The 12,038-nt window shown below is 43.4% G+C and carries 6 protein-coding genes; 5 read left to right on the forward strand and 1 reads right to left on the reverse strand.

Annotated elements, in window-relative coordinates:
• Nucleotides 1–641: 641 nt before the first annotated feature.
• The 4 genes from NLU14_RS21040 (at nt 642) to NLU14_RS21050 (ending at nt 6,386) form a co-directional block, all read left to right on the forward strand.
• Nucleotides 642–4,316: a YobI family P-loop NTPase gene (locus NLU14_RS21040; RefSeq protein ID WP_275710312.1), complete on the forward strand. Its 3,675-nt coding sequence runs from the start codon at nt 642–644 to the stop codon at nt 4,314–4,316.
• 167 nt (nt 4,317–4,483) lie between these two features.
• Complete coding sequence (locus NLU14_RS21045; protein ID WP_338040816.1) at nt 4,484–4,936, forward strand: transposase; 453 nt, start codon at nt 4,484–4,486, stop codon at nt 4,934–4,936.
• Complete coding sequence (locus tag NLU14_RS23065) at nt 4,926–5,105, forward strand: hypothetical protein (protein WP_338040817.1); 180 nt, start codon at nt 4,926–4,928, stop codon at nt 5,103–5,105. The genes NLU14_RS21045 and NLU14_RS23065 overlap by 11 nt, the downstream gene beginning before the upstream one ends.
• Before the next feature lie 147 nt (nt 5,106–5,252).
• Nucleotides 5,253–6,386, forward strand: a complete 1,134-nt coding sequence (locus NLU14_RS21050) for a RelA/SpoT domain-containing protein (RefSeq protein ID WP_275710314.1) — start codon at nt 5,253–5,255, stop codon at nt 6,384–6,386.
• Nucleotides 6,387–6,408: 22 nt separating this feature from the next.
• Here NLU14_RS21050 and NLU14_RS21055 read toward each other — a convergent pair whose 3' ends face one another.
• Nucleotides 6,409–7,752, reverse strand: a complete 1,344-nt coding sequence (locus NLU14_RS21055) for a hypothetical protein (RefSeq protein WP_275710316.1) — start codon at nt 7,750–7,752, stop codon at nt 6,409–6,411.
• 383 nt (nt 7,753–8,135) lie between these two features.
• On the opposite strand from NLU14_RS21055, the gene NLU14_RS21060 reads away from it, so the two are divergent.
• Nucleotides 8,136–11,657, forward strand: a complete 3,522-nt coding sequence (locus tag NLU14_RS21060) for a DEAD/DEAH box helicase (RefSeq protein ID WP_275710318.1) — start codon at nt 8,136–8,138, stop codon at nt 11,655–11,657.
• Nucleotides 11,658–12,038 lie beyond the last annotated feature (381 nt).

A 12,038-nucleotide genomic window follows, 5' to 3' on the forward strand; every position in this document is an offset into this window, starting at 1 on the left:
TATGACTTCAGTGGCGCGAGCAAAGCTGAGTGTTATTGATAATAAATAAACGGATTACCCAGACGGAACACTAGAAAATCCCTAGCCACTTTGGCCATATCGAATGCTCAGTTGATGGATGCTTGCTCCACAAAGATCCAGGAAATTACTGCATAGCTACAATATAATAAATTTTCAAAGCTAGATGATTGTGTGTCTTCCGGCATATTCAAGCTATTCGAGGTATTTGCCTTCTAGTCGAAAATGTAGAACGATTAGGCCATAACATTAATATAGAAAATCAAAAAATAGGTTCAATGGCTTTTGCCATATTCTCAAAAGCAGACTAATATCCAATTACCTGAAATTGATGAGAGGAACCCGTGAGCCCATACAGTCAGGTTACGATTCGATATCATAAAGAGTTAGGTGACCTTGAAGTGAGGTCTAAAGTTAAATTACCTATATAATTCTGTATTGATTTGAGTGTTAAAATGCGTTTTAGTGATGAAGGACCTTAAAATGTTCATTAAATAATATTATTATCAATAAACGATTATCTACATTTAATGTTTTCGTGCACCTGATCGTTATTTGATTATTGTGTATAAGTGATGAGCTGCTATAAGTAAAGTTGTGACTCTGATAATGGGGCCTCTGAAATGCTCAGGTTTATGAATTATTTAGGTAAAAAATTTCTCCCGATGTCTTCTTCGATATCTGGTGTAGGTTATCAATCACTTACGCCAACAGATGATGCTGATCCCGACGGAGAGTATTGTAGAGCGCTTAGGTTTGCAGTAGAACATAGTAATATAAAGAATATTGCGGTTACTGGAGGTTATGGATCTGGGAAAAGTAGTGTCTTGAATACTTTTGAGCGTGTGTGTGGACAAGAATATAATTTCCTTAATATCTCCTTGGCCACATTTAAGGAGCCTGAGTTTAGCAAGTCTAAAAAAGATAAGATCAAAAATGATGAAAATAGAGTTGCTGTTGAGCGAAGTATTTTGCAGCAGTTATTTTATTCAGTGGATCAGTCTGATATTCCTAGATCTAGGTTCAAAAGAATAAGTAATCCAACGAAAAGATTTGTGAGAAGCTCAGTTTTATTTTTCTTAGTATTTATATTGTTTGCTTTATATCAGCTTGAGCCTGAAAGATTTAGTTTCCTTGGATATGACATGCCTACATGGTTTTCATATTTCAATCTTGCTATGCTTTTTATATTTTCCTACGTTTCTCTAATCGGGCTATACAGATTTGCTCTTCAAATCCAAGAAATGAAGTTTAAGTTTAACAATGCAGAGATAAACATAAAAGAGGGCGCTGGAAAATCTATTATTAATGATCATCTTGACGAAATACTATATTTTTTCGAATGCACAGAATTCAATGTTATTGTGATAGAAGATCTTGATCGATTTAACGACCCGGAAATTTTTATAAGACTAAGAGAGTTGAATGCTCTAATAAATAAGTCAGGGAAAATATGTCGGAAGGTGATTTTTGTTTATGCTATTAAAGACAATATGTTTCAAGACAGAGATAGAAGTAAATTCTTTGATTTTATTGTGCCGATTATACCAGTTATAAATCCAACAAATTCGTATGACAAGATAAAAGAGAAATATGATACGGAAGGAGTAGGGAATCGATTTTTAAGTAAGGTGTGTCTTTATTTCGATGATTTGCGGTTAGTTTATAATATATTTAATGAGTACGAGGTTTATCTTCTTAAGCTATCTAGGCTGCATCCGGATAGGCAGAAGCTCTTATCTATTATAATATATAAAAACTATTTTCCAGGTGATTTCTCTGCTTTACACTCTAATAAAGGCATGGTTTATAAGCTATTTAATGAAAAAAAAGAAAATCTAATTAATCAAAATGTAAAAGATCTAAAAGATTCGATTAACGAAATTTCTGACCAAATATCTTCATGCAGTCGCGAAGTCCTATCTTCTTTAGAGGGCTTAAACAGAGTTTATCTCTATGAGATTTTGGCAAGAGCGTTTGGCCCTGATAGGATAAATCCATCGATAAATGTGAACCTGAGTGGTGTAAATTTTTTGTTGTCCACCAAAGAGATTGAGGTAAATGTCGATGAGGCTGTACTTGTTGATAATTTTGATATTATTAAATCCAGCGGTGAAATAAATTTTATTGCAAACTTTGGGAATCGAAAAATTTCCATCGGTAAAGTGTCTTTTCAAGAAATTGAAGGAGAAATTGGCGAGTATGAGAAACGGAAGAGGGGAATACTTAACAAAAATATCTCATCAGAGTTGAAAGAGAAGCGATATAATTTACAAGAAAGGGTGGAAGAAATTAAGTATATGTCGTTACATGAATTGCTTAGTTTTAGCAAAAATGAAGAGATCTTTGGCGAAGAGCCGCAAATCTTGAGATTCCTCGTCAGAGAAGGGTATATCGACGAGACGTATTCTGACTACATTTCATTGTTTTATGATTCCGCAATAACGATTAGAGATAAAGAGTTTGCGCTTAGCATTGCAAACAAAAAGCCACTAAAATTTGACCTTCAGCTTACTAAAATTGATGAGCTATTATCAAGATTTTTAGACAAAGATAGTTTTCGGCATGATGGTGTACTTAATTTTAGCCTGGTAGATTATGTACTGGCGAATTCATCCGCCTTTTCTGAGCATGTTAGAGAGCTATTCAAGACAATTTCTAGGCGATCAGACTCCTCGGAGAGGTTTGTTTTAGAATACTTAAATAAAGATAAAAGTAATAGTTATTTCATAAATTATCTATTAGAAGTATGGCCTGATTTTTTTGAGTTTTGTCAGTCTGAAGTAAGTAATAGCCGGGAGATTTATAAAAAATGGTGGCCTTTTATAAACGAAAAAACTTTGAAAACTTACGAAGTAAAATCTAGTCTTAGAAGAGTTGTGGAAAGTTTAGATGATCCGCTGTTTTTGTTCGCTAAGTCATTTTCTGATAATAATCATATAATGAATTTTTTGGATATACTCTCTCCAAGGTTTAGTTTTCTTGAGTGTGATGATGATAATTTGGGACTATTCAATGAAATATGCTCTTCCAAATTATTTCTAGTTAGCAAGGGAATGATATGTCAAATAATAAAGGTTAATACGGATGCAGTGTCATCGGACCTGACAAATATTTTGGAGTATTATCCAGTTAGTTCAATTCTTGATTACGGTCCTTATTTCTTGAAGTTAGACTACGAGTCGAATAAGTTGGAATACATTGATAAATTTGTTCTCGAGTATGATTGCATTCATGAACAGCAAGATGTAGTTGTTGATCTATTAAATGATGATGACATTTATCTGCCGTTAGCGTCAGTCCAGGCATTGTTAAATAAGTCGCGCAATAAAATCGAAAGAGTCAATGATATTAATCGGTCCGAGTACTGGCAATTATTGTTTAATGAATGTATGGTTTGTGCAACATGGTCAAATATAATGCTGTATTATGAAGTAAATGAGTGTGAACTTAATTCAATAATTTTTGATTTTTTTAACTTGGAAGAAAACTTTAATGATCTTTCCGGTTCGAAAGTTAGTTCAAAGGAGGTTGGTGATCGTTGGGATAAAGATTTTGTCAAAAAGTTCGAGTCGGATCTAACTCGGTCCCAAGAGGTAACCGATCAAGCATTCGATAATCTAGTAGGCTCCCTTTCTTTCGTTTGGAGCAAAATTGACATTTCAGAATTGTCTGTTGATAGGGTTCAGTCTATGATATCGAACGGCAAGCTTTCAATGTCACTAGATAACTTGAATAGTATTTTTAATTTTGAAGGCGAGTTCGTGTTAGATTCGTTTGTTGCTAAATATCCGTCGGAGTTTTTAGATCTGCTGAAAGATAAGGATAGCCTTGATATTGGCTCAAAACATTTTGAGGAATTACTTGGCTCAAAGTGTCTATCTGAGGACAATAAAAAGTCTATTTTTTATCATTGTAATTTAGATTGGATATGTGATTCTCAAGTTATTAGGTCTGCTATAATAGAGATATTTTCAAATAATGAAATTGATTTTAATTGGTTTGAAAATATTATGTCCATTGTGACGGAAAGTAATTTCCGGGTAGACCTATTTTTGTGTCAGATAAAGTACTTTAATAACGAAGAGATTCGGTCTGGTTTAATCGCGTTAGGAGGGGACTATCAGGTATTGGCGGAATCTGATGGATACTCAAAGATATCTTGGGATCACAGTGAGAATAATATAGAGTTAATAGATGCTCTTTATCGGTATAGGTTTATTACTAAACCTGACATTTCTAAAGGTATTTTCAATAAATTTGGGCGAAGTATCAGGGTTAAAAGAAGGCTGCGCTAACGATAAACCGGAACAGAATTATATTTTCCCTTTTTGATGGTCCTGAGCTAGTTTAAGTCACCACCAACCCTCTCCGTACTTTCGTTAATGTCGGCTGTCAGCGTACACACAATGGAGCTGGGTTTCGAGAGCAAAGAGAGGCTGATGCCAATACAAGCTAGGTGATTGTGCCCAGTTTTTCCCACCATATTGTCCAACGCGGCCATAACCGCCAACCGGTGTTCGTCGAGCGCCGTGACTTTGAGTACTACCTCGCAAACCTTCAGGAATGGAAGCAGATCTATGAGCTGGATGTGGTCAGCTATTGCCTGATGACGAACCATGTTCATCTGGTCGTTCAGGCAAACGACAATCTGACCGCAATTCCTCAATTGATGAAGCGCCTGGCAGGTCGTCAAACACGCTTTGTAAATGCCCTCGAAAAACGCAGTGGGTCGCTCTGGGAAGGACGCTACAAGATCAGCCCTATTGATACCGATGCCTATCTGCTGGCTTGTCGTCGCTATGTGGAGCTCAACCCTGTTAAAGCCGGGATGGTGGATAAACCTGAGTTGTATGAGTGGTCGAGCTACTGTGCAAGGGTCGGGGCGTCACCTTGCCAATGGCTGGATGAGCCTTGAAGCCTATCGGCAGTTTGTTGAGCAGGAAGATGCTTCGTCGTCAGATGAATTGATTCGCGCGGTGATCAATAGCAATAAGCTGACCGGCGGCAACAAATTCGTGGATGAAATTGAAAACCGTATCGGTATCAGAGTTGAAAATCGTAAGCCGGGGAGGCCGGGCATCTGAAAAATAGATCTGTCCCAGTTTTCTGTGTCCCGGTTTTCAAATGGTTTTTCGGGTCTGAACATGTTTTTCTGATACAAAGTTGTTTAAATATTGTTCGCATAATACTAGAATATTGATCTAAAACAAACGTTAAACTATGAGACCGTAATGAGTTCCAAGTATTCAGGTAAAGAAGTAATAAAGGCTGGAGAGACGTTTTTATACGAAGGTGAGGTTGACTCGGATGAGTTGAACCGAGCTATGGATATTCTCTCATATTGGAGATTTGAGCACGAGTATCCTCTTGAGAATGCATTTGAGTTGTTAAAAGAAAAGTCGATAAAAAAAGATAAAGGTGCGATTTTTGCAAAAAGATTAAAAAGATACGCGTCTATCGTTTCTAAATTGAAACGATTTCGAAAAATGAAATTAAAAAATATGCAGGATATTGGTGGTTGCAGAGCCATTGTATCTAGTGAGAAGAAGCTTTACCAAATAGTAAGAGAGCTAAGGAAAAAGGAAAATTTTAAGAACGGCGATGGCGTGGTGAAATATAAGGACTATATTAAAAACCCAAAAGATGATGGGTACAGAGGTTATCATTTGATTGGGATATTTAAAGATAAATCTGGTGGTAAAAAATCAATAGAACTGCAGGTTAGAACTGTAATTCAACATGATTGGGCTACGGCACTGGAAATTGTAGATTTGTTTACAGGGCAAGCTTTGAAGTCGAACCAGGGGGAAGCTGAATGGAAAGATTTCTTTAAGTTAGTTAGTGATCATTTTTCTTTAATGGAAGGTATTCATTTATTTACATCTAAGAACGATAGTGAACAATTTATAGAATACGAAAAGTTAATTAACAAGAACCCCGATTACCTTGAATCTGGACTCAAAATTCAAGAGTATGAATCTAGATTGAAAATTGTAAAAAGTCTTCAAGCATATGCCCATTCACTCAAGGTTGCAGATGATCACATATCAGAACACGAGGTTGATGGCTACGTTTTGCTGAGAGTTGACACGGCTAAAAAGCAGGTGGAGTCAACGATTTTTTCAGATTCGAATAATGAAGATGCCGAGAGAAAATATATAGAATATGAGAAAGAATCAGCGAGTAAACAAAATATAGTGGTTGCGCTAGTATCTACAACAGCAGTTGGTGGTATTAAAGAGGCATATCCAAATTATTTTGCAGATTCAACTGATTTCTTGAAGTATTTGCTACATATCATCAACGCACCATTTGCAAGAAGGAAAACCTTTTTTGAACGATGGCTGAAAAGGACAGGGCTTTAACCGGCGGGGAACCGGGACAGATCTATTTCTCTAATGCAATTTCGTCGGTTTGAGGTTGCTGTCCAGTGTCCGCCTTAGAGATTTTAGGTGGAGGCGGTGTCCAAGCCTTTAACAGCTGCCCAGCCTCCTGATAAAAATGCGGTACTGCCTTTTCCAACTCCTCAACAAACACCTTCCTCCCACTGAACTTCCCGGCGAGATCCACCTCGTAAACCACTTCCAGCGTTGTGGCAGCAGTATTGGACGTATCCGATTCCAGCAACTCCGGCGAATCTCGCAAATCTTTCAGTGCCTGATAGGTCGTTTCTGCCTTGCCGGGCCTTGTGGCGCGAATGAAAAACCCGCCCGGTGTGGTCTTCTTTAGTTGGCGCAATAGCCAGTTAACCCTGGCTTTGGTGCTTTGTTTGTCTTTCGGTGCCATAAGGCGCATTGAGCAGTAAATCATTCGCCGCTGGAGGTCAGCCGTTACTTCCAGGTCCGCCGCCGCATTGATGATGTGGAGTGCGCAATTCAGTGTCGGTGCTTTGCAGAAAGCATCGGCATCGTCCTTCAGGCGTTTGGCAGGGTCCAGTCGATGGTCGTTTTTCAGTTTCAGTGAAACGTCGCTGCCGGTGAGGCGGGACATGATCAGGCAAAGGTCCCGTTGCTCCTGGTGCCAGGCGGCGATGGTGTTCTGTACCTCATCGCTGGTTTTGGCGAGTGGGGCGTTGCTCTTCACTTTGTTGACGACCTCTTTCCACTCGGCGTTCATCTGGTCGAAGTGGCTGATGCCAGAGCGGTCGCTTTCAAGGTAGCGCAGTATTTCGCTGAGGATGAATACCTGGTCCTCGTCTTCAACACCGTCGTTCTTGAGCAGGAGCTGGCACTGGGTTCGGATGAAGGCCCACGACCAGTGAAAGAGGGCTACGGACTTGGTGGCGTTCTTCGGGAGTTTTACGGGGTGGTGAGTCGGGAGTGCTGCAAACTGGTTGGTGATGGTGATCACGGCATCCAGTTTGTGGGTTTTTGCCTGCTGGAGGTAGCGTGATACCTGTTCCTCGCCAATGGTGTCGTTGCCGACCTTGGCTTCTATCAGTGCCCGCCATTCACGCCTGCCGGTGCGAAGAATCAGGAGGCCGTCTGGTCGGTCTTTGTTTTTGACAGCTTTCTTATCCTCATTCAGGAATACCGGTTCTATCCATGCCTCAAGGGTGGCGCTGGTCCCGACACGTACCCCCAGGGACTTCAGCAGGGACTGTCGTAGCTCAAGCACGGAGCGGAGGCCTGCTAGTATCACGGAGACGGATTTCTGTTCCCTGGCGCTGTCTGCGGTTATCGGGATAAGGCGTGCTGGCTCTCCGCCAGTGAGGAAGTCTGGGCGAGGCATCTGGGAGCTCCATGCTTATTATTAGATGTGGTTTTTTGATTAAGACTAGCAGTGATTTCTGGCAGCGCTGGCGATTTGGAGAATAGTTTGTGAAAACTTGAAAAATGCCGGGACTGTGGCGGTTTGTTGCTGGTACAACAGGCAAAGTACCCCGGAGAAACTACACTTTCAGCTGGGAGCAATCGATGGAGCAGCCAATTCTGAATCTCCCCTCGAGCCTAACAGTCTTGGTCACTTTGCTTGCCGGCTTTCCCGGCGCTGATTTATTTTCGTAAGATCCTGAAAAATCAGTTTATATCGTTCTCACTGTATTCGAATCTGCGCCAGAACTCGTAGGTAGAGTGAACCTGTTTAATCAATCAACGACAAAGAGTCGGTTAATAATGTCGCAAAGGAAGTATTTCAAACAACGGATTGGTGACCTGGAACAGATTTTCAAAGATGCGGGCTCTGACATCGCGGTTTTGGAAGAGCTGGAGGAAGAGCTATTGCATCGGTCTACGCAGCGAGCTACTCAGCTCATGGAAGCCGTTCGATCAAAGCTGGGCGGTGCGAGTTCTATTCTGGACGAACCTGATGGTGGAATATCGGAAGCAGTTCAGAGTGTGGGCGAAGGGAGGCAGGGTGTTCTGGAGCAGCCGTCCACGATCGATTGGGAGCACGCGTTATCCGAAGTTGGGAATGATGCTTCGGATGAGGGAGAGGAGCATGTATCGACTCCGATAAATAACTATCCCGGCGATATCCTGGAGGCGTGGACGGTTCTTGAGACTCTTTCTCCTCAAACCTACAAAAAACCAGATGATTTAGTGGTTGGTGCTGGATCAGTAGCCTGGTTGAACTCTGGTCAACTAGAGCCGTGGATTAAGGGGGAGAAATCCAAGCCGAAGAACAATCTTTACTACGTGGTTTACTTGGGAGCTATTGATATAGAGCGAGCCTCCGGCGAATTGCTCAAGGTATTCAACGACGGGCGGCCAGAGCGACCGCAAGCGCGCGGGTTGGCACCGCTTGCTGCTGTGCTATTGGATAAGAAAGGGGTTCCAATCCCCGAAACTGGGCTGGCGATATCAAGTTTTGGCTGGGCTTACGCCAGAACGCTGAAAGGCAAGCTGAATGATTTGAAAGGGTGGGAGGTTGCGGAAGATATCTTGCTTAAGGGGCTGCAGCCAGTTGTTTACCCTCAAGATGAAGAGGGGCAGGTACTGCCATTTTCCCTGGACCGCGCCAATAGGGCGTTTCGGTGGCTACTTAAAAATTGTGATATCCCGGAATCCGATGTTCGCGGGCCCTCATTTGCTATTCGACGGTTTCAGCCCTTCAGCAAGGGAGAGCCGGAACCGCCTCTGTTGAATAGCTTCTTCCTTGAAGATCTGCAACGGGCCAAAAGGGAGATTAATAGCAAATCCGCTGGCAAGGCCTTAAATCAATACCTCGGAATAGTTTCTCCTGATGTCCGGCGTGATCTTATGTCTGATAAAAAGCAATTGGAGTGGGCGCTTCAGCCTAAATACACTCCAGCGGCACGCTGGCCAAGTAAAGGTCGCCATCCGTTGGTGTTGCTTCAGCAGGCGGCGGTCAACCTTTGTCGCAAGGAGCTGAAGGGTGGTGGTTTGTTTTCGGTAAATGGTCCACCAGGAACAGGGAAGACCACGTTGTTACGGGATATCGTTGCTTCCGTTCAAGTCGACCGTGCAAAGGCACTATGTGCTTTTGAAAATGCAGATGATGCCTTTACCCATGCAGGTCAGATGAAAGTTGGCGGAGGTTTCATTCATCTTTATCAGCTCCATGAATCGCTTCGGGGTCATGAAGTGCTGGTTGCCTCGTCAAACAACAAGGCGGTGGAGAACATCAGCAAGGAATTGCCTTTGCGAGCAGAACTGGCAGAGGACTTTTCCGACTTCGAATATTTTCGGTCGGTGAGCGACGCTTTGGCGGGTGGAACAACAGATACCTGGGGGCTTATTGCCGCTGTTTTAGGTAACGCTAAAAACCGGTCGGAATTCATCAACAAAGCCTGGTGGGACGGTAGTTCCGGTCTGAGGAAATATTTCTTGGCGCTGTCTGGCCAGAATGTCGAATCAACCGATGCCGATGGAAACGTGACGGTTCCTCGGGTGGTATTGGAAGGTGACCCTCCTTCTTCGCCTCAAGAAGCGCAACGGCGTTGGATGGACGCGCGACGAACATTTACAGCTAACTTGAAGGCTGTGGATGAGGCAACAAAACAGGCCCAGCACGCCTACGAGAATTATGGCCACCTGGTTGAGTTGAAAAACAAAATAGCCAATGTCCATCAGCAACAGAATGAGATCAAGGAAGCGCTCTCGGTAAACCATGAGAACATGCAGACGTTGGAATGGGAAAACCATCAAGCCTTAGCCCAGCTAGAGGCTGCACGTAACGCCGAAAGTACCTCTTGGGCTCATAAACCCAATATTCTTAGCCGGCTGTTCCAGAGGCGCAGGTGGAGAGAGTGGAAAGATGCTTATACTCGGATGTCCCTTGAAGTCAGTAACTGTGGAAAAGCTCTGGAGAGTATCCAGAATCAGCTCCATCGGTATGGGCGTGAGCAGGCAAGGCTGAATGGCGAATTGCAGGAGCTGATACGTGGTGAAAGCCTTCTGGTGAGACAGAAGGAAAACGCGCTGGCTCAGATTGAAAAGTGCCGTTCGATATGTGGCGACAAGCTTGTCACCGACTTGCTGTGGGATGAGACACACCATACCCAGCAAAATTTTGCGCCAACTTTTACGCGCCAAATCCAGGAATTGAGGGATGAAGTATTCGTTTCTGCGATTAAAGTACAGAAAGCCTTTGTTGATGTTGCGGCCAAGCAGATTCGTCAGAATCTTGGTGCATTTTTCTACCTGTTGAGTGGCGGGGGTCTTCGCAGGGACTTGCAGCATTTGGTTCCTGATCTGTGGGCCACCGGCTTTCTGTTGACGCCAGTAATATCTACGACATTCGCCTCGGTAGGCCGTATGTTGAAAGAGTTGCCGAAGGAGAGTTTAGGCTGGTTGCTAATTGATGAGGCCGGTCAGGCAACTCCCCAGGCCGCCGTTGGCGCTATTTATCGGTCAAAGTGTGTGGTTTCCGTTGGTGACCCCCTGCAAATTGAGCCGGTAGTTACTCTCCCTGAGCAACTTGTCGATAGTGTGTCCCGGCATTTGGGTGTGGAGCCATATCAGTGGATGGCTCCTTATGCCTCGGTACAGACACTTTCTGATATGGCCAACACCTATGGCACGACCTTGTCGAGGGGGCTGAATGAAATCTGGATTGGTGCTCCGCTATTAGTGCACCGCCGTTGTCAGGAACCGATGTTCTCGATTTCAAATGACCTGGCTTACAACAACATGATGGTCCAAGCCACTAAACCAAGTGCATCGCTGCTGGCCGATGTTTTCAGTAGCAACGCAGACTGGATTGATATCCAAGGTAGCGCTGAAGAGAAATGGTGTCCCGAAGAAGGGGAACATGTATGCCAGATGCTGCTGCAGGCTTGTAAGCATCTACGGGGAGATCCTGGGCTGTTTGTCATTACACCATTCAAACGAGTTGCGGAGAAAATGCGACAACGCATGCGCACAGAAATTGACCGTCTGGAATCGCTAGGCATCAGCGATGCCGGGCAATGGATACAGAACTCGATTGGCACCGTACACACGTTTCAGGGAAAGCAGGCCCGAGGTGTGATCTTCCTGCTAGGTGCTCCAAGCCCTGCTCAGAGTGGCGCCAGAAACTGGGCGACGAATAATGTAAATTTGCTGAACGTTGCGGTTTCACGGGCAAAGCAGAACTTTTATGTTGTCGGAAACAGAGAGCTATGGGGGAGCAGTGGCAACATGAAGCGTGTAAGTGCCTTTTTAAGCCGAGAGAGTCAGCACCCACTGCATTGAATGAGGTGGCGGCACGTCAGTTTCGACTAACTTCGGCTTCGGGAAAACCGAGAAAGATCTATTTCCCGGTATTAACTTCCAGCACGTGAAACCACCCCTTTTGCCAGAAAACACTTCTCGGGCCGGAAACAGAGGGTAGGCGTAACCGCTTTTTCGGTAAAACCATAATCTCATAAAACCGGGACAGATTTATTTTCGATCTTCTTTCAGCCCGTGTTGCCCACGCATGACGGCACCGCAGCAAGTCGCGTCGCTTGATTTCTCTCCGTATGCCCTGATTATTCCCTGAACCAGCCAATCAGAGGGGTAATCCCCCCGAAAAAAAGCGGTTTTCAAAAGTAGAATTTTCCGTAAGCTAAACGCAGGGAGATTCTGCATGAA

The sequence above is a fragment of the Marinobacter iranensis genome (genome assembly GCF_029207565.1).
Classification (GTDB): domain Bacteria; phylum Pseudomonadota; class Gammaproteobacteria; order Pseudomonadales; family Oleiphilaceae; genus Marinobacter; species Marinobacter iranensis.

What these genes read in the sequence shown, in the direction of transcription:
- NLU14_RS21040 (WP_275710312.1), top strand. Translation starts at nt 642, where the DNA reads ATGCTCAGGTTTATGAATTATTTAGGTAAAAAATTTCTCCCGATGTCT.
- NLU14_RS21055 (WP_275710316.1), bottom strand. Translation starts at nt 7,752, where the DNA reads ATGCCTCGCCCAGACTTCCTCACTGGCGGAGAGCCAGCACGCCTTATC.
- NLU14_RS21060 (WP_275710318.1), top strand. Translation starts at nt 8,136, where the DNA reads ATGTCGCAAAGGAAGTATTTCAAACAACGGATTGGTGACCTGGAACAG.
- NLU14_RS21050 (WP_275710314.1), top strand. Translation starts at nt 5,253, where the DNA reads ATGAGTTCCAAGTATTCAGGTAAAGAAGTAATAAAGGCTGGAGAGACG.
- NLU14_RS23065 (WP_338040817.1), top strand. Translation starts at nt 4,926, where the DNA reads ATGAGCCTTGAAGCCTATCGGCAGTTTGTTGAGCAGGAAGATGCTTCG.